This is a genomic window from Dietzia sp. ANT_WB102 (assembly GCF_008369165.1).
In the GTDB taxonomy this organism is placed as follows: Bacteria; Actinomycetota; Actinomycetes; order Mycobacteriales; family Mycobacteriaceae; genus Dietzia.
The window spans coordinates 1266895-1283661 of record NZ_VOBA01000001.1 but is presented as its reverse complement, the minus strand read 5'-3'; the positions used below and the strand labels follow the sequence as shown (position 1 = coordinate 1283661).

General features: G+C 70.2%; 19 protein-coding genes. 8 read left to right on the top strand and 11 right to left on the bottom strand.

Annotation, left to right across the window (positions count from 1 at the left end; all coding sequences use genetic code 11):
* Positions 1–40 precede the first annotated feature (40 nt).
* Complete coding sequence (gene mshA, locus FQ137_RS05845) at positions 41–1351, bottom strand: D-inositol-3-phosphate glycosyltransferase (RefSeq protein WP_149291563.1); 1311 nt, start codon at positions 1349–1351, stop codon at positions 41–43.
* Positions 1352–1505: 154 nt separating this feature from the next.
* Complete coding sequence (locus FQ137_RS05840) at positions 1506–2366, bottom strand: alpha/beta fold hydrolase (RefSeq protein WP_255583668.1); 861 nt, start codon at positions 2364–2366, stop codon at positions 1506–1508.
* 339 nt (positions 2367–2705) lie between these two features.
* Here FQ137_RS05840 and FQ137_RS05835 point away from each other — a divergent pair, with 339 nt between their 5' ends.
* From FQ137_RS05835 to FQ137_RS05825, 3 genes are all read left to right on the top strand, one after another.
* Positions 2706–3155: a limonene-1,2-epoxide hydrolase family protein gene (locus FQ137_RS05835; protein ID WP_149291561.1), complete on the top strand. Its 450-nt coding sequence runs from the start codon at positions 2706–2708 to the stop codon at positions 3153–3155.
* Between the two features lie 103 nt (positions 3156–3258).
* Entirely contained in the window at positions 3259–4038 is a 780-nt protein-coding gene (locus tag FQ137_RS05830) for an SDR family oxidoreductase (protein WP_149291560.1), read from the top strand.
* Between the two features lie 106 nt (positions 4039–4144).
* Complete coding sequence (locus tag FQ137_RS05825; RefSeq protein WP_149291559.1) at positions 4145–4681, top strand: ferritin; 537 nt, start codon at positions 4145–4147, stop codon at positions 4679–4681.
* A gap of 143 nt (positions 4682–4824) precedes the next feature.
* Here FQ137_RS05825 and FQ137_RS05820 read toward each other — a convergent pair whose 3' ends face one another.
* The 4 genes from FQ137_RS05820 to FQ137_RS05805 all read right to left on the bottom strand — a co-directional run bounded on the left by FQ137_RS05820 (position 4825) and on the right by FQ137_RS05805 (position 8846).
* The gene (locus FQ137_RS05820; protein ID WP_149291558.1) at positions 4825–5403 is read right to left on the bottom strand and encodes a dihydrofolate reductase family protein; all 579 of its coding nucleotides are present in this window, start codon (positions 5401–5403) and stop codon (positions 4825–4827) included.
* 52 nt (positions 5404–5455) lie between these two features.
* The gene (locus FQ137_RS05815) at positions 5456–5911 is read right to left on the bottom strand and encodes an ATP-binding cassette domain-containing protein (protein ID WP_149291557.1); all 456 of its coding nucleotides are present in this window, start codon (positions 5909–5911) and stop codon (positions 5456–5458) included.
* A 447-nt stretch (positions 5912–6358) separates the two neighbouring features.
* Positions 6359–7555: a membrane protein insertase YidC gene (yidC, locus tag FQ137_RS05810; RefSeq protein WP_255583667.1), complete on the bottom strand. Its 1197-nt coding sequence runs from the start codon at positions 7553–7555 to the stop codon at positions 6359–6361.
* 133 nt (positions 7556–7688) lie between these two features.
* Positions 7689–8846 (bottom strand): UDP-N-acetylmuramate dehydrogenase, encoded by a 1158-nt coding sequence (locus FQ137_RS05805; protein ID WP_370452322.1) that lies wholly within the window; start codon positions 8844–8846, stop codon positions 7689–7691.
* Between the two features lie 39 nt (positions 8847–8885).
* Between FQ137_RS05805 and FQ137_RS05800 the strand changes: the two genes are divergently transcribed.
* The 4 genes from FQ137_RS05800 to FQ137_RS05785 are packed head-to-tail and all read left to right on the top strand — an operon-like array spanning position 8886 to position 11834.
* Positions 8886–9386 (top strand): DUF2505 domain-containing protein, encoded by a 501-nt coding sequence (locus FQ137_RS05800; RefSeq protein ID WP_149291556.1) that lies wholly within the window; start codon positions 8886–8888, stop codon positions 9384–9386.
* Between the two features lie 57 nt (positions 9387–9443).
* The gene (locus FQ137_RS05795) at positions 9444–10310 is read left to right on the top strand and encodes a DUF2993 domain-containing protein (RefSeq protein ID WP_149291555.1); all 867 of its coding nucleotides are present in this window, start codon (positions 9444–9446) and stop codon (positions 10308–10310) included.
* 14 nt (positions 10311–10324) lie between these two features.
* Positions 10325–10825 (top strand): metallophosphoesterase, encoded by a 501-nt coding sequence (locus tag FQ137_RS05790; protein ID WP_149292669.1) that lies wholly within the window; start codon positions 10325–10327, stop codon positions 10823–10825.
* 58 nt (positions 10826–10883) lie between these two features.
* On the top strand, positions 10884–11834 hold the full coding sequence (locus tag FQ137_RS05785; protein WP_149291554.1) for an NADP-dependent oxidoreductase: 951 nt from the start codon (positions 10884–10886) through the stop codon (positions 11832–11834).
* A gap of 256 nt (positions 11835–12090) precedes the next feature.
* Here FQ137_RS05785 and deoC read toward each other — a convergent pair whose 3' ends face one another.
* Positions 12091–12789, bottom strand: a complete 699-nt coding sequence (deoC, locus tag FQ137_RS05780) for a deoxyribose-phosphate aldolase (RefSeq protein WP_149291553.1) — start codon at positions 12787–12789, stop codon at positions 12091–12093.
* Positions 12790–12842: 53 nt separating this feature from the next.
* Here deoC and purU point away from each other — a divergent pair, with 53 nt between their 5' ends.
* Positions 12843–13709 carry a formyltetrahydrofolate deformylase gene (gene purU / locus FQ137_RS05775; protein WP_149291552.1) on the top strand — a complete coding sequence of 289 codons (867 nt, stop codon included), beginning with the start codon at positions 12843–12845 and terminating at the stop codon, positions 13707–13709.
* A gap of 19 nt (positions 13710–13728) precedes the next feature.
* On the opposite strand, the gene FQ137_RS05770 is transcribed toward purU, so the two are convergent.
* The 4 genes from FQ137_RS05770 to FQ137_RS05755 all read right to left on the bottom strand — a co-directional run bounded on the left by FQ137_RS05770 (position 13729) and on the right by FQ137_RS05755 (position 16725).
* The gene (locus tag FQ137_RS05770) at positions 13729–14439 is read right to left on the bottom strand and encodes a MerR family transcriptional regulator (RefSeq protein ID WP_149291551.1); all 711 of its coding nucleotides are present in this window, start codon (positions 14437–14439) and stop codon (positions 13729–13731) included.
* The gene (locus tag FQ137_RS05765) at positions 14436–14717 is read right to left on the bottom strand and encodes a DUF2516 family protein (protein ID WP_149291550.1); all 282 of its coding nucleotides are present in this window, start codon (positions 14715–14717) and stop codon (positions 14436–14438) included. Before FQ137_RS05765 ends, FQ137_RS05770 begins: the two co-directional genes overlap by 4 nt.
* A 186-nt stretch (positions 14718–14903) precedes the next feature.
* Positions 14904–16124 carry a hypothetical protein gene (locus tag FQ137_RS05760; protein WP_149291549.1) on the bottom strand — a complete coding sequence of 407 codons (1221 nt, stop codon included), beginning with the start codon at positions 16122–16124 and terminating at the stop codon, positions 14904–14906.
* A gap of 79 nt (positions 16125–16203) precedes the next feature.
* Complete coding sequence (locus FQ137_RS05755) at positions 16204–16725, bottom strand: helix-turn-helix domain-containing protein (RefSeq protein ID WP_149291548.1); 522 nt, start codon at positions 16723–16725, stop codon at positions 16204–16206.
* Between the last annotated feature and the right edge of the window lie 42 nt (positions 16726–16767).

Sequence of the window (16767 nt, the reverse complement as noted above, 5' to 3'; positions counted from 1 at the left end):
CTCGTAAGCGATTCGACGCGGCGGCTCGCGCGGACGGGGGTCAGGACGCAGTAGCCTCCGAACGCCGGGCCCGATACGCCGCCATTGTGCGCGCATACGAGGACAGCAGTCCGTCGGCCGTGGAATCCCAGGAAAACCCGGAGGCGTGCACCGGGGCGGCCCGCGACATCGACAGTCGCAGTTCGTCGTCGTCCAACAGCCCCGTCAACACCCGGGCCCATTCACGCGGATCGTGCCCGTCCACGGTGATCCCCGTGCGGCCGTCGGCGACGGCGGTGGGCAACCCGCCCACCGCGGCAGCGACCACGGGGGTACCGCACGCCTGTGCCTCGAGCGCCACCAAACCGAACGACTCCGAGTACGACGGCACAGCCACGATGTCGGCGGCGCGGTAGACGTCCACCAACTCCGACGGCGGCCGCGGCGCGAGGAAACACACGCGGTCGGCGACACCCAGCTCCTCGGCCAGATCCATCAGCGAGCTCGGCCGATCCATCCCCGACCCGCTCGGCCCGCCCACGACCATCAGGCGCACGTCGCGGTGCGGCTGGGTGCGCACGATCTCGGCGAGCGCACGGACGATCACGTCGGGGGCCTTGAGCGGCTGGATCCGGCCGACGAACGCGATCACCTCGGCGCGCTGCGCCAAGCCGAGCGCGCGGCGGGCCCGTTCGGTGCCCCGCTGTGTACCGGGCGTGTACTGCTCGAGGTCGGCCCCCGGCGAGACGACGTCGATATCGGCGGGGTCCGCGTCGTAGAACCCGACGAGTTCGTCCCGCTCCCCGGTGGTGTTGACGACGAGGCGGTGCGCGGCATCCACGATCTGCTGTTCCCCGATGCGCCGGGACTCCGGCTCGGGGGTGTCCCCGGCCGCGAGGACCGCATTCTTCACCTCCGCCAGGGTGTGCGCGGTGTGCACCAGCGGCACGCCCCAGTGCTCGGAGGCCACCAGCCCCGCCTGGCCGGAGAGCCAATAGTGCGAGTGGATGAGGTCGTAGTAGCCGGGTGCGTGACCCGCCTCCGCCCGCATCACGCCCGCCACGAACGGGCACAACTGCGTCGGCAGGTCCTCCTTGCGCAGGCCCTCGAAGGGCCCCGCCACGATGTTGCGGACCAGCACGCCGTCACCCGCCTGCTCGACCGGCGGCTGCGACGAGTGGGTGGCGCGGGTGAAGATCTCGACCTCCACACCGCGGCGGGCCAGTCGGCGTGCAGTCTGCAGGACGTACACGTTGAGCCCGCCCGCGTCACCCGTGCCCGGCTGCGCCAGCGGCGACGTGTGGAACGACAACACGGCGATGCGCCGGGGCAGCGGATGCCCGGCGAGGGAGTCGAGGTCGGATACGGTCACACGTCCGATTGTGCCCGCGCCCGCGCCGCCGTGCACGTGGCCGCCGGTCGACCCCCCGACGCCGCAGTGCCGAGCACCGCCAGTGGCCCTGCCGCTTGAAGCGCGGCCTCGTGACTCACCGCCGCTAGGTGCATCGGCGCTAGGAGTACCGCCGCTAGAGGGAGGCGGCGAAGTCGTCGAGCTCCGCCAGGAAGCGAGGCGTCTCCTCGAGGAACGGCGCGTGCGCGGAGTCGCCGAACTCGACATAGCGTCCGCCGGGGATCATCTCGGCGTTCGCCTGCCCGGCCGAGGGCAGCACCACTCCGTCGTGGGCGCCGTGGATGACCAGCGCGGGGACCGACAGGCCGCGCAGTGTCTCGTCATTGTCCACGCGGCGAGTGAGCAGCTTCTGCCGCACCGCCGGCGGGGTGGCCAGCGACAATCCCAGGATCCGCTGGGAGTCCGGGCCCGATCCCGACCGCATCATGGCGTTGCCGAAGCTGGTGAACGCCGCGAGCGCGACGGACGGCTTCTCGTCGAACGCGCCGCCCGAGGTGACCTCCTTCATCGCCGGGCCGATCGCGCCGCCGGCCGAGCGGGAGAGCGACGTGACCGCGCCGCACAGCACAATCCCGGCGATCCTGCCCTCGCCGCGGCTGGCCAGGTAGTCCGAGACCACGACCCCGCCGTACGACCAGCCGAGCACGATCGCGCCGGCGTCCTCGCCGATGCCGGCGGAGTCGAGGACCGCCTCGACGTCGTCCGCCCACTGCTGCGGCGAGTCGTACCCGCTCTCCGCGACACCGGAATGTCCGTGTCCACGCAGGTCGATCGCCACCACGCGGAACCGCTGCGCGAGTTCGCTCAGCAGCTCGGTCCCCCAGCTCGAGCTCGACTGGGCCCAGCCGTGGATCAGCACGAGCGGCCTGGCGGCGGGGTCACCGAGCTCGCGGTAGGCGATCGCGGTGCCGTCCGAGGAGTGAGCCGCGGCGACGGACGAGGGGGCGGGGGCGGGGGCGGCGGGCGAGGAGGTCATGGGCCTCATCGTGCCAGCCGCGCCCCGGCCTTGAGGGTCGCCCGGCGGCACCACCCCTGCGTCTACTGCACGCGTCGGCACGGCGCCCCGGGGTCGCACGAACGGGTAGGGGTGCGCGGGTGCGGGCGCTGTGCCAGCGCACCAGGTGCGAGGTGCGCTGCCCCTTTGGCTTGTGCCGGCCGAATGCACAGGGTGTCTCGGGGTGCGCTGGCGGAATGGACCATTTGGGCATCGCAGGTCCTCCCGGCAGCGCGTCCGGTGGTAGTTGCGCTGGCAAAATGCACGTGGATCACCTCGATCCGCCCTCCTGACCGCCGCCGTGACAGCTACCGTTACGCAATGGCTGCCACCACCATTCGCACCGACCCCGACGTCGTGGTCCGTACGTTCTTCGACGCCCTGACGACCGGGGCCACCGCCACCGCCGTGAGCCTGCTCAGCGACGACGTCTGGTGGGCCAATATCGGACTGCCCACCGTCCGCGGCAAGCATGCGGTCGCCCGCGCGATCGCCTCGATGCACCGACGCCTCCGCTTCGGCGTGGATATCCACCATCTCGCAGTGTCGGCGCCCGCAGACCCGACCGATGCTGCGGCGCCCATCGTGGTGCTCACCGAACGCACCGACTACCTCGGGTTCGGGCCGCTCCGCGTCGGGTTCTGGGTGTGCGGGCGCTTCGAGGTTCGCGATGGCCGGGTCTGCGGCTGGCAGGACTACTTCTCCAAATCGGACATGGCCAAGGGCGCGGTGCGCGGGCTTGTCGAGATGGTCACCGGCCGGGGTCGCTGACCTCGTCTTCGTCGCCGTCGTGTCGTCTCGTGTCCTGGCGCGTGGCACCCGCGGCTCGCACGACTCGCCGACGCTGTCGGACCCTCCGCCTACCCTCTAGTCCATGAGCATCGACCACTCCGCCGCCCGTGAGCGGCTCGCCGCCCTGCCCACCGAGACCCGCGTCGCAGTAGTGACGGGCGCGTCGTCGGGAATCGGCGAGGCGTCCGCGCGCGAATTGGCTCGCCTGGGGTTCCATGTGATCGTCGGGGCGCGGCGGGTCGAGCGCCTGGAGTCGCTGGCCGCGGAGATCGGCGGCACCGCCCTTCCCTTGGACGTGACCGACGCCGAGTCGTGCACGGCGTTCTGCGCCGCGATCCCGCGACTGAACGTACTGGTCAACAATGCCGGCGGCGCCAAGGGCACGACCAGCGTGATGGACGCGGACGAGGACCAGTGGCGCTGGATGTGGGAGACCAACGTTCTCGGCACGCTGCGCATGGTTCGCGGCTTCATGCCGGTGCTGGTCGACACAGGCGATGGGCTGGTCATCACCATCACCTCGATCGCCGCCCTCGAATCGTACGACAACGGCTCGGGCTACACGTCGGCCAAGCACGCGCAGGCCGTCCTGCACCGCACGCTGCGCGGGGAGCACCTGGGGCAGCCGGTGCGGTTCACCGAGATCGCGCCCGGCATGGTCGAGACCGAGTTCTCGCGCGTGAGGTTTGATGGCGACGACGACAAGGCGGCCGCCGTCTACCGTGGGCTGACCCCGATGGTGGCCGAGGATGTGGCGGAGATCGTCGGCTTCGTGGCGAGCCGGCCCTCGCACGTCAATCTGGACCAGATCGTGGTGAAGCCGCGGGACCAACACTCCGCGATGCGCGCCCACCGAGGCTGACCCCGGATAGGTGAGGCTGGCCATCCCGGACCGAGGTTAGGCTTACTGACCTGGCACAACGGCGGCGGCGAACATACGCTGGGCCTCTATCGAAAGGGGCCCAATGATGGCCAGGAACAAGAACTCGTTCGTCGAACTCCTCTCCGCTCAGGTCGGTCACGAGTTCGCTGCCAGCCAGCAGTACATCGCGATCGCCGTGTGGGCGGACGCGCAGGACCTGCCGCAGCTCGCGACGCGCTTCTACACGCACAGCCTGGGTGAGCGAAACCACGCGATGATGATGGTCCAGTACATGCTCGACCGCGACATCGCCGTGACGATCCCGGCGGTGCCGGCGCCCCAGGCCACGTTCGGCGGCCCAGCCGACGCGCTGCGCACGGCGCTGGAGCAGGAGAAGGAAGTCACCCGGCAGATCGAAGCAATGTTCCAGGCCGCCCGCGCGGAGTCCGATCCGCTGGGCGAGCAGTTCATGCTGTGGTTCCTCCGCGAGCAGGTCGAGGAGGTCGCCAACATGAGCACTCTCGTGACCATCGCCGAGCGCGCCGCCGGCGACTGGTTCCGCATCGAGGAGTACCTGGCCCGCGAGACCGATGCATCGACCAACACAGGCACCCCGCCCTCCGTGGCCGGCGGCGTCGTCTGACCCCTCCCCGGTAAGCAGACAGACCGCCCCGATCGGCGGGCAGACTTCACGATTCCGACGCTTCGGAACGTGAAGCCTGTCCGCCGATCTGCTGTGACGGCTGGACGCACCGCTAAGCGGCTCGGCAGGCTGGGCGGACGCGGTCAGGCGCGGCTGTACTCCACGTAGCTCACCCCGCTCTCGAAATCGCGACGCGTCCGACGGGTCAGCGTCAGCGGGAGCGCCCCACCCGCCACCAGCGGAACGCCCGCGCCAAGGACGACCGGGTTGACCTTGAGGCGGAACTCGTCGATCTCGTCGACCAGTTGACCGGCCAACGCCCCGCCGCCACACAGCCAGATGTCGAGCGCCGAGTCCTCCGCCTTGAGCCTGCGGATCAGCGTGACTGGGTCCTCGTCGGACGCCGTCAACGCCTGCTCGGCGGGCAGGTCCTCCGGCCGGTGCGTCACCACGTACTGACGCAGGTGCGGGTAACCACTGGACAGGCCCGCGTCCACGGCCACCTGGTGGGTGGTGCGGCCCATGATCACCGTGTCGAATACCCGGTGCGGCGTCTGCGCCAACCCCAGAGGCTCCCGGAGGTGTCCGGGGATAGTTTCGGGGTAGTGCTCGATGATCCAGGGCATGTGATCGCCCTCGACGAGGAAGTCGTCGAAGCCCCCCTCGGGGTCGGCGATGAAACCGTCGATACTGACGGCCACGTAGTAGATGAGCTTGCGCATGGCGGTTCCTCTCTGCGGTGGGATGTGCTTTGTCCACCCCGCTGGAGCAGGGTCAGCCGAGGGTGATCACGTCGTCCACCCCCACCAGTTCGCACCCCGAGGAGGCCTCGACCTCCGAGAACAGCCGCGCCCGCGCCCGCCCGTCGAGGTTGTCTGTGGGCTCGTCCAGCAGCAGAACCCGGGGCCGCCCGAAGAGCCGACTCGCCGCCGCGGCCAGGCGCTCGCCCACGCCGAGTTCCTCGGCGAGGGTGCGATCCGCAGGGGCATCGGCGAGGAGCTGCGGCAGGTAGGCGACGGCGGGCAGGCCAGCTCGTTCGCCATCGACGCTGATCGAGCCGCGTGCCAGCTGCAAGTCGCCCGCGATGAGGCGGAGCAGGGTGCTCTTGCCGGCGCCTTTGCGGCCGACAAGCGAGGTCAGTCCGGGGCCGACCGCGAGGTCGAGTCCGGTGAAGAGTGCGGTGTCGTCAGCAAACGCGTACGCGACGCCGGGCAGGACGAGGGAAGACATGTGTGCTCCAGGAGAGGTGGCGTGGGGCCGGGACTCACCTGCGGTTCAGCACTGTCCTTCGTTCTCCTCGTCTGATGTTCTCGGCTTCGCGCCCCTCACGCCCTAGGTCTCCCCGTGGTCGCGCCGTGCGCAGGCCGACGTGGCGAGCACGTTACGCCCGGTCGGCCGCGGCGGCAAGGGTTCGATCCGGTGGGCGGTGCGTTCCAGGTCTGCCCCGCGGCGGTTTTGCTGGCGGGTCGGTTGTTCTGGCAGATCTGATCGCGGCCCGGCCGATTTTGGTCGCAACCAGCGCGGGATCTCGGCCGATTTTCCGCGCTGGTTGCGACCATTTCCGCTATGCGTACGACCAATCTCGCAGCGCGGCGGGGCGAGCGCGGCGGGACGAGCGGGGCGCGGCGGGGCGGGGTGCCGGTCGCGGCGGGGGTGAGGGCGGGACGACGGCGAGGACTACATGAACGCGCTGGGCGGCAGGCCTTCGCGGCTCGTCATGGGCAGCTCCTTCTCGAGCCGCTCCATGAAGAAGTGCGACTGCACCGCGGTCCAGACGTTGTTGGTCAGCCAGTACAGGCCGATCGCGATGGGGAAGTTGAAAAAATACGCGCCCACGATCGGGAAGAACGGGAACAGGTACATCATGATCTTCATCGATTGGTTCATCGACTCGGTCATGGACTCGGTGATCGACTGGAAGTCCTGCGGCTTGTCCACAGCGCCGGAATTCGCCGCGCCGGAGGCCGCCCCGCCAGCGCTCGCCGCGCCGTCATCCGCCGTGCCGGAGTTCGCCGACGTCGCAGGCTTCTCACCGTCGATCTCGAGCACCTCGCCGTCAACGACCGGCCCGCCGGCGCGCTCGTCGGCATCGATCTGCGCAACTGCCGCCTGCTCGGCCGCCTTGGCCGCCTTCTGCCGACGGAAGGAGTTCCACATGTTGATGAACGTGGCGATGCCGGCCAGCACGAACAGCGGCACGGCCAGCACGAGAATGTCCTCGCGCACGAGCCCCGGATGCAGCGAGTCCATGACGTCCTGCGGCATCCGGATGTAGGACGCCAGCGGCACCCCGAAGATCTCGGCGTTGAGGAACGACGCCACCTGGTCGGGGCCGAACGCGCCGTTCGTGATGGTCGAGGCCTCCTCGATCGACATCCCCCGCGGCGAGAAATTCAGCAGCACGTGGTACAGCCCGATGAACACAGGGATCTGCACCAGCAGTGGCAGGCACCCCGCCGCAGGATGGACCCCGGCGTCGGCGTAGAGCGCCTGCATCTCCTTGGCCTGTTCCTGCCGGTCCTCGGGAGACTTGCGGTCCTTGTACTTGTTCTGCAGCTGCTTCATCTTTGGCGCCAACTGCGCCATCTTGCGCATCGAGTACTGCTGCCGCCACATGGACCGCATCAGCAGCAGACGCACGGTCACCACCAGCAGCAACACCGAACCGACCCACGCCGCTCCGGAGTCGGCGTCCACGATGAAGCTCAGCGCCCAGTGCCAGAACTTCATGACGAGGGACACCGGATACGCGAACAGGTCCACGGGATTCTCCAACGACGAGCGGCGCCGGGACGGGCGCGCGGGGCGGGACAGACCAGACAGGTCATGCTCCAGCGTGCCAGGGTCGACGCCCGGGGTGGGCGTCGGGGTCACACGGCCGGGCACTCCACGAGCGGCCCGGGGTCACGAGACCGGGCACTCCACGGGCGGCCCAGTGTCACGAGACCGGGCACTCCACGGGCGGCCCAGGGTCACGCGCCCGGGCCGACACACCAGGACGGCCGGGTCAGATGTGGCAGCCCACCCACACCGGCTCGGGGTGCAGCACCACCCCGAAGGCCTCGCGCACGCCGTCACGGACCTCGCGGGCCAGCGCGATCACGTCGTCCGCGGTGGCCGCCCCCCTGTTGGTCAGCGCCAACGCGTGCTTGGTGGACAGGCGCGCGGGGGACGACGACGAGGGATGCCCCTTGGAGAAACCGGCCCGCTCGATCAGCCATCCCGCCGAGAGTTTGACACCCCCGGGGGCGGAGAAGGCGGGCATTTGTTCGGCCTGCGCGGATCCGAGCCTGCCGGCCACCCGGGATCGGACCGTGGGGAGTTCGTCCTCGCGGATCACCGGGTTGGTGAAAAAGGATCCTGCGGACCAGGTGTCCTCGTCGTCGTCGTCGAGCACCATCCCCTTGCCGCGGCGAAGGTCCAGCACGGTGCGCCGGACCACGGCCGGGTCGCTCCGCTCGCCCGGGGAGACGCCGAGGCGGCCGGCGAGTTCGGCGTAGCGGATCGGTTCGCTGCGGCCGCCGGGATCGAGGCGGAACTCGACCTCGAGGACCACTGCGGCTCCGGTGTTCTTGAGCACAGACGTGCGGTACCCGAGGCCGAGGGCGTCCGGGGTGACCCACTCGTCGACGCCGGTGGCGCGGTCGAACCAGCGCACGCGGTGCAGGATCTGGGCGACCTCCACCCCATACGCGCCGACATTCTGCACCGGCGTCGCGCCCACCGAACCCGGGATGCCGGACAGGCACTCGAGGCCGCCATACCCGCGCGCGACAGTGTCGGCGACCAGGTCGTCCCACGTCAGGCCGGCCCCGGCGCGGACGAGGAGCACATCGTCGGTGGCGCCGGTGAAATAGGCGACGTCCCGGTTGCGCAGGGCGACCACGACCAGGTCGAGGTCGCCGCCGGCCACCACCAGGTTCGAGCCGCCACCCAGCACCAGCACCGGCACGTCCGCGGCGTCCAGGGACCGCACGGCCGCGACAATCGCGTCCGGCGTCGCACACTCCAGCAGGGCGCGGGGGCGGCCGCCGATGCGCAGGGTGGTCAGGTCAGCGAGGCGAGCGCCGGGGACGACGTCGATGTCGTCGATGTGCGACAGTTCGGCGACGACAGGGGCGGCGGGGCGCGGCGAATCGGCGGGATCGGGCGACGGCGGGTTCACACGACCGAGGGTAACCGGCGGCTTGTAGTGTCTGACCCCATGGCGACCCGCTTCTCCCACACGGCACGCATCGACGCTCACGTCGAGACCGTGTTCACCTCCTACGGCGACGAGGCCTACTGGCACGACCGCATTGCCGCCGTCGGCAGCCCGAACGACACCCTCGACGACTTCTCCGTCACCGGCGACACGGTCACCGTGACAGTCACCCAGCACATCCCCGAGGACGACATCCCCGACCTAGCCCGCAAGTTCCTGCCGGGGCAGCTGGTGATCGTCCGAACCAGCACCTACACCGGTTTCGACGGCGAGCGCTACACCGGGACGTCCCGCGCGGAGGCCGCCGGCGGGCTCGGGCAGATCTCCGGCGGCGCCGAGGCCGAGTACCGGGACGGGGCGGCCCACGAGTCCCTCACCGGTCAGGTCACCGTGTCGGTGCCGCTGCTCGGCGGCAAGCTCGAGAAGCTGGTCCTGTCCCACTTAGACCGACTGTTCGAGGCCGAGTACCGGCACCTGCGCCACTGGACCGCCGCCCGCTGACCTGCGGCGGAGGCGTCGGCGCTGCACGCTCGGCCCGGATCGGTGACAATCGGACGAATGCAGCAGCCGTACGACACCCAACGACTCCCCGCGTACGACCAGCCCGGCGTCCAGCACGCAGAGACCCAACAGTTCCCCGGACCCGGGGCGCCCGGCTCGGGCGAGCCCTGGACCGACGGGCGCGACTCGAGCGGGCGCGGCGCGGGCAGGAGGCGTCGCGGGCCGATGATCGCGCTGGTGGTGGCGCTTGCCGTTATCGGGCTGATCGCCGGGCTGGTCGGGCTCGAGTTCGGCATGCGCAACGCCATCAAGAACCGCATGAGCGAGGAGGTCACGGCCAGCCTCGGGTCCCCCGCGCAGGTCGAACTCGGCGCGCGCCCCGTGCTCCTGACCTACATCGACGGCTCGCTCGGCTCCGTCCACATCACCACCGACGGCACCCCCGCCGACGGCGCTACCGGCCCGGCACCGCAGATCGACATCCGGGCCGAGGGGGTGCGCTCCGACGGCGACCTGACCCACGTGGAGTCACTGACCGGGACCGCGTTCGTCTCCGAGCAGGCCATGTCCACCGCCGCGCAGTCCGAGGGCGCGGCAGACACCAGCCCACTTGGCGGGCTGATCCAAGTCCAGGACATCGTCGCCGACCCCACCGCCGGCACACTTCGGGTCTCGATCAGCGGCCTGGCCGAGGCGGTCGTGACGCCGCGGCTCATCGGCGGCAACCTCGAGATGCAACCGGAGCGGGCGTCGATCTTCGGCTTCCAGCTGCCCTCCGAGCTCCTCGGCGGGACCATCTCGATGATGGACTCGGCCCTGGCCGAACTGCCCGAGGGCGTCGAGCTGACCGACGTCCGGGTGGTGCCCGGCGGCATGACCGTCGATATCGCCGGGCAGGACGTCGTGCTCGAGGCCACCAGGTGAGCGTCGGAACGCGCATGCTCATCATCGCCGACACCCACGTCCCCACGCGCGCCCGCGACCTGCCCGCCCGGGTGTGGGACGAAGTCGACGCCACCGACGTGGTGATCCACGCGGGCGACTGGATGGACCTCGCGCTCCTCGACGCCCTCGAGGAACGCGCGGACCGGCTCATCGCCTGTTGGGGGAACAACGACGGCCCGGAGTTGCGGGAGCGCCTACCCGAAGTGGCACGCGAGACGCTCGACGGCGTGCGACTCGCGGTGACGCACGAGGCCGGCGCGTCCGCGGGCCGGGAGACACGCATGTCCGCCGCCTACCCGGACACCGACGTCCTCGTGTTCGGCCACTCACACATCCCGTGGGACACCACCGCGCCGAGGGCGTCCGGCGAGGGCAGCCTGCGCCTGCTCAACCCGGGCTCCCCGACCGATCGGCGTCGCCAACCGCACTGCACGTACATGACCTCGACCATCGCAGGCGGCGAACTGGGCGACGTCGAACTGCACCAGCTCTGAGACCGGCCCGGCGGCTCGCACCCGACGGGCGGCCACGGATTCTGCCACCCTGGAACCCATGAGCAACGACACCACCATGCGCGCCGTGCACCAGGACACCCTCGGGGAGCCGGATGTTCTCGCCGTCGTCGACCTCCCCCGACCGGCGCCCCGCACCAACGAAATCCTCGTCCGCGTCAAGGCCGCCAGCGTCAACCCCACCGACTGGAAGCACCGCGCAAACGGTGGCTTCCTCGGCGAGCCCCCGTTCGTGCTCGGCTGGGACCTGTCCGGCGTCGTCGAGGAGGTGGGCATCGGCGTAGCGCGCTTCTCCCCCGGCGACGAGGTGTTCGGGATGCTCTCCTACCCGTTCGGGCACGGCGCCCACGCCGAGTACGTCACCGCCCCCGCGGCCTGGTTCGCCCCCAAACCCGCCTCGCTCGACCACGTGCAGGCCGCCGCCCTTCCGCTGGTGTCACTGACCGCGTGGCAGGCACTCGTCGAGAACGCGGACATCCAGCCGGGCCAACGGGTGCTCGTCCACGCCGCCGCCGGCGGGGTCGGTCACGTGGCAGTGCAGATCGCCAAAGCCCGCGGCGCATACGTGATCGGCACCGCCAGCGCCGGCAAGCACGATTTCCTGCGCGAGTTGGGCGTCGACGAGGCGATCGACTATCGCGAAGTCGACATCGCCGACGACGTCCGGGACGTGGATGCCGTGCTCGACACGATCGGCGGCACGACCTCCCTGAAGTCCCTGCGGACGCTGCGTCCCGGCGGGATCGTGGTGTCGATCCTGCCCGTGGGTTCCGACGACTTCTACCGCGAAGCCGACGAGCTGGGGGTGCGCGCGGTCCGGATGCTCGTCGACGCCTCGCGGCACGATCTGGTGTCGATCACCGAGCTCGTCGAGCAGGGATCGCTCCGGGCGACGATCGCAGAGGTCTTCCCGCTGGAGCAGGCCGCCGAAGCGCACCGGCGTGGAGAGACCGGCCGGACCACCGGGAAGATGGTGCTCACCACCAGCTGACTCGCGGGCGGCTGCGGGCAGCTACGGGCCCGCGGTGGTCGCGAGCACGCCGCCAGCGCATCCCGTCCCGGATACGCTGCCTCTCCGGCTTGCGCGCCCTCTTTGGTCCATACCCGACGCGCATGCCGGGCGATTGCGTACATTCTTCGATCGCAAGCCGCACGGACTGGCGCCGCCGGCGTCAGCGGCGACGGCGCGCAGGGCGGGTCCGGGCCGGGAGCGGGCTGCTGGCGGGGTCGGGGTGCAGGCCGGGTGGTTACTCGGGGAAGCCCTCCAGCACCGCGCGGCTGCCGCTCAAGCCCAGCCGGGTCGCGCCGGCGGCGATCATCGCGCGGGCCGTGTCGGCATCACGGATCCCGCCGGACGCCTTGATTCCCAGTTGGCCGCCGACCGCCCGGTGCATGGCCTCGACCGCACGCACGCTGGCGCCGCCGGCGGGATGGAATCCGGTCGAGGTCTTGACGAAGTCGGCGCCAGCCCGGGCGACGGCATGGCAGAGGGCCTCGATCCGCTCGTCGCCCGCCTCCTCCCCCAGCGCCTTATGGATCGCCGCGGTCTCGAGGATGACCTTGATGACCACGGGCGGGGGAACGGCATCCCGCATGGCCAGCACGTCGGCCATCACCTCGTCGACCAGGCCCGCGATGGCGGCGCCCACGTCGATCACCATGTCCACTTCGCGGGCCCCCTGGTCTACGGCGAGCCGGCCCTCCATCGCCTTGACCAACGAGTGGTGCTTGCCGGACGGGAAGCCTGCGACCGTGGCCACGATCTGTTCCCCGGTCCGCACCGGGAGCATGGCCGGACTCACGCACACGGCCTTGACTCCCAGGTCACGGGCTTCGTCGACGCAGGCCTGGACATCGTCGCGGGAGGCGTCTGGGGAGAGCAGGGTGTGGTCGATCATCGCGGCGACCCGGGCGCGGGTCAGCTGGTGAGTCGGGGTGGCGTCCATGCGGGCCAGCCTAGCGGGGCCGCCCGGCAGCACTGCTGGCACAATGGGCACTCATGTCACGACGCTTCGTCCTCACGCTGGGTTGTCCGGACCGCATTGGTATCGTCGCCCGGATCGCCACCTTCCTCGCCGAGCTGGGTGGGACGATCGTGGAGGCGGCCTACCACGCGGACGAGGATTCGAACTGGTTCTTCACCCGCCAGTCCGTCGACGCGGAGTCAATCGGGATGGAGCTCGACGAACTTCGGCGTCGCTTCGAGCGCGTGGCGGCCGAGCTGGGCCCGGAGACCGACTGGAAGATCTCTGACTCCGCCGAACCCAAGGACATCGTCATCCTGGTCTCCAAGGAGGGGCACTGCCTTCACGACCTGCTGGGGCGGGTCGAGAGTGGCGACTTTCCGGCGCGGGTCCGAGCCGTGATCGGGAACCACGACAATCTGCGGGGGATGGCCGAGGCGCACGGCGCACCGTTCCACCACGTTCCGTTCCCGGCCGACCCGACCGAGCGGGGCCCGGCTTTCGAGGAGGTCGCCGCGCTCGTCGACGACATCGACCCGCACGCGATCGTGCTGGCCCGCTTCATGCAGGTCCTCCCGGACGGACTGTGCACCCAGTGGGCGGGCCGCGCCCTCAACATCCACCACAGTTTCCTGCCCAGCTTCGTGGGCGCCCGCCCGTACCACCAGGCGCATATCCGCGGGGTGAAGTTGATCGGGGCGACCTGCCACTACGTGACGGCCGACCTCGACGAGGGGCCGATCATCGAACAGGACGTCATCCGGGTGGACCACACGGCGACGGTGCGGGACATGGTCCGGCAGGGCCGCGACGCGGAGAAGCTGGTCCTGGCCCGGGGGCTGCGCTGGCACTTGGAGGACCGGGTACTGGTGCACGGCGGGCGGACCGTCGTGTTCGCCTAGATCGTCGTGATCGACTAGGTCAGTCCTCGGGGAAGCCGTACCGCTCGGTGAGCAGGGTCTGGGCCGCCGAGAGGAAGATCAGTCGGGCGGCGGCACCAGCCCGGGGCATGATCCCCGAGACCCGTTTGACGATGACGGACTGCTCCATCCCGGCGTCCCTCATGGTCTGGACGAGGACCTCGAGCGCCTCGGCCGCGGTGCTCTGCCCCTCGAGGAACAGGCGGCCGATCTTGCCGATCCCTTCCTCACCGACCCCGAGGACGATGAGCTCGCGGAACAACTCGTACATGTAGCGGTCCGCGAAGAAGTGGCCGGCCGCGCCAGATTCGCTGGTCAAGCCGATGGCCGATCCCTTTTCGAGGAGGTCCTCCCCGAACTCGAATCCCGCCACGGACTCCACACCGCCACGCGGGATTCGACGCCGGGGGCTGCTGGAGCGCCGCTCCGGCAAGACGGTCTCCACGTTCAGCAACTCAGTGAGCGTGAATCCGTGGCGCTCCGCGATGAACAGTTCTTCGATCGTGGCGAATGTGTAGCCGCGGTCGAGCAGACGGAGGATCTGGTTCAGGCGATGCTTGTGGGCCGGCCCGTAAAACGCGGTGCGGCCCCGGCGACTGGGCGCCGGTAGCAGTCCCCGCTCCTGATAGACGCGGATGTTGCGCACCGTGGTGCCGGAGTCCTCGGCCAGCTCCTCGATCCGCTGCAGCGGCCCGGTCTCCGACTGTTTCACCTGCGCCGTCCGCCGACCGCAGGTCGAACGTCAGCGAAGAACACGCCCACCGCGACCATGGCGATGATGCTGAGGAACCCCAATGGCCGGATCGCGAACATGAGGGCAGCAACCGCGCAAATCCCGATCCAGGCCGGCTTGGGCCACTTGCCCTCGACCGAGTACGCCGCTGCCGGCGGGAGGACGGCTAGGACAACACCGACCAGTGCCCACACGACGAGAGCGCCCTGGATAGCCAGTTGGACCATGCCCCACGTCCCGGGAAGTGTGTCAATCACGTAGCCCAGTGTAGTCGGCCCCTTCGACACCGAAGTGTGTCGATGTTCACGGCGTCCTGACCTCGAACGGGCGCCCGGGAGGAATGCACGACGCCCCGGCCCCTTCCCGAAGGAAGGGGCCGGGGCGTCGATGCCGCAGTCTTCAGCGTTGCGCTCTCAAGCGCCGCTGTCTTACGTGCCGCTGTGTCAGATGCGGTCCGTGCCCGCGGGGGGCAGCGGGGTGTCCGCGGTGGTCAGCGCGGGATCGTTGTACGCCAGCTCCATCGGCGACGGGGCGTCCGAGTCGCCTCCGGCCGGCGTGCTCGACTCGGCCTTACCGGAAGCCGGCTTGGTCGCGGCCGGCTTGTTTGCAGTCGGCTTGTTTGCAGTCGGCTTGGCGGCGGTCGGCTTGGCGGCGGTTGACGTCGTGGCCTCGGTGGTCGTCGTCGACTTGGCGGGGGCCTTCTTGGCGGGCGCCTGCTTAGCCGGAGCCTTCTTGGCGGCAGCCTTCCTCGCCGGCGCCTTCTTGGTCGGAGCCGTGCGGGCCTCGACCTCGGCGGTGCCGCGCGCAACCTCGGCGGACACCGCGGAGGCGGCCTCGTCGACGCGGTCGGCGGCCTTGCCCGCAGCCTCGTCGACGCGGACAGCAGCCTTGATCGCGGTCGTGTCGACCCTGTCAGCCACCTCGTCGACACGCTCCGCCGCCGACTCGGCGACGTCACCGGCGGCCTCGGCCGCCTGGCGGGCACTCTTGGAGACGCGACCGGCGGCCTTCACACCAATAGTGCGGGTCTGGCGGGCGACGGTGCCGAGGGCCTCCTCGCCCAGCTCGACCTGCTCCTCGACGGCACCGGCGGCGCGGGCGACCTGCTCGTTGACGCGGGCCAAGCCGGCCTCGAGCTGCGGGTTCTCCTCGCGGAGCCGGCTCACGACATCCTCACCGCGGGCCGCGAGCCCGCCGTAGATGCCGGCCGCAACCTGGACGTACGCGTCGGCGACCTTGCGCAGCTCCTCTGGGCGGAAGCGGTTGACGAGCTCCTCGACCTCGGCGGGCAGGGCCTGGACGCGCTCGGGGACCTCGTTCACGCGGTTCTGCACCTCGGTGACGCGGTTTTGCGCTTCGGCCACGCGCTCGGTGATCCGGTTCTGCGCCTCGGTGACGCGCTCGCTGACCTTGGACTGCGCGTCAGTGACGGCCTCCTCGGCGCGGCGGCGCAGGTCCGCGACCATCCCGGAGACGGCCTGGATCGCGAGGTCGTTGACCCCCACGTAGGCGTAGACCGGAGTGCGAACGGCGGCGATGGCCTGGCCGAGCGGACCCTCGAGGGCCTGCGCCTTCACAGCCTCGCCCTTGGCCTTCTGCTCTGCGGCCTCGGCGGTGGTCTTCTTGGACGTCGTCTTCTTGGACGTGGTCTTCTTGTCAGTCATGTGGGCTCCTCGTCAGTGTCATGCGGGTGTTCTCTTGTGCGGTGTCACGTGGCCCTGCGGGCCGCCGTCGGGCATTCCCTCAAGGAATGTCGACGACCTGGTCGGCTGCCGTCGCGTTGTTCGCTCGGAACGACTCGTAGATCTCCACGAGCACCTCCCTCTGTCGCTCTGTGAGGTCCGGGGCGGTGAGGATGGCATCCCTCACCGGACTCCCCTGCTTGAGCTCGAGGATCCCCGCGCGGGCATAGAGCACCTCTGCGGACAGCCTCAGACCTCGGGCGATCTGACCCAGCACCTCGGCGGACGGCTTGCGCAGCCCGCGTTCGATCTGGCTCAGATACGGGTTGGAGACGCCGGCACGCTCGGCGAGCTGCCGGATGGACACCTCGGCGGCCTCCCGCTGTGCGCGGATGAACGACCCGATGTCCTGCGACTCGGACGAACGCTTGTCGGACTCGCTGCGACCGGGGAGGGCGCTGGTCCGCGGGACCTCACCGGTCGGTTTGCTCCTACGAGCGAGGGTCCCGGCGGTCGGTTCGTCGACCTGCGGCTTGGTGTTCCTCGCAGCCCCATCGTGGGGGTGCCCACTTTGTGCGGCCATGGAGTCACCTCCCTCGCTGTTCGTCTCTCATCGCCTACTCAC

What these genes read in the sequence shown, in the direction of transcription:
- FQ137_RS05795 (WP_149291555.1), top strand. Translation starts at nt 9,444, where the DNA reads ATGCAGCAGCCGTACGACACCCAACGACTCCCCGCGTACGACCAGCCC.
- FQ137_RS05760 (WP_149291549.1), bottom strand. Translation starts at nt 16,124, where the DNA reads ATGACTGACAAGAAGACCACGTCCAAGAAGACGACGTCCAAGAAGACC.
- FQ137_RS05840 (WP_255583668.1), bottom strand. Translation starts at nt 2,366, where the DNA reads ATGACCTCCTCGCCCGCCGCCCCCGCCCCCGCCCCCTCGTCCGTCGCC.
- FQ137_RS05785 (WP_149291554.1), top strand. Translation starts at nt 10,884, where the DNA reads ATGAGCAACGACACCACCATGCGCGCCGTGCACCAGGACACCCTCGGG.
- FQ137_RS05755 (WP_149291548.1), bottom strand. Translation starts at nt 16,725, where the DNA reads ATGGCCGCACAAAGTGGGCACCCCCACGATGGGGCTGCGAGGAACACC.
- FQ137_RS05815 (WP_149291557.1), bottom strand. Translation starts at nt 5,911, where the DNA reads ATGTCTTCCCTCGTCCTGCCCGGCGTCGCGTACGCGTTTGCTGACGAC.
- FQ137_RS05825 (WP_149291559.1), top strand. Translation starts at nt 4,145, where the DNA reads ATGGCCAGGAACAAGAACTCGTTCGTCGAACTCCTCTCCGCTCAGGTC.
- FQ137_RS05800 (WP_149291556.1), top strand. Translation starts at nt 8,886, where the DNA reads ATGGCGACCCGCTTCTCCCACACGGCACGCATCGACGCTCACGTCGAG.
- deoC (WP_149291553.1), bottom strand. Translation starts at nt 12,789, where the DNA reads ATGGACGCCACCCCGACTCACCAGCTGACCCGCGCCCGGGTCGCCGCG.
- FQ137_RS05820 (WP_149291558.1), bottom strand. Translation starts at nt 5,403, where the DNA reads ATGCGCAAGCTCATCTACTACGTGGCCGTCAGTATCGACGGTTTCATC.
- FQ137_RS05830 (WP_149291560.1), top strand. Translation starts at nt 3,259, where the DNA reads ATGAGCATCGACCACTCCGCCGCCCGTGAGCGGCTCGCCGCCCTGCCC.
- FQ137_RS05790 (WP_149292669.1), top strand. Translation starts at nt 10,325, where the DNA reads ATGCTCATCATCGCCGACACCCACGTCCCCACGCGCGCCCGCGACCTG.
- FQ137_RS05835 (WP_149291561.1), top strand. Translation starts at nt 2,706, where the DNA reads ATGGCTGCCACCACCATTCGCACCGACCCCGACGTCGTGGTCCGTACG.
- purU (WP_149291552.1), top strand. Translation starts at nt 12,843, where the DNA reads ATGTCACGACGCTTCGTCCTCACGCTGGGTTGTCCGGACCGCATTGGT.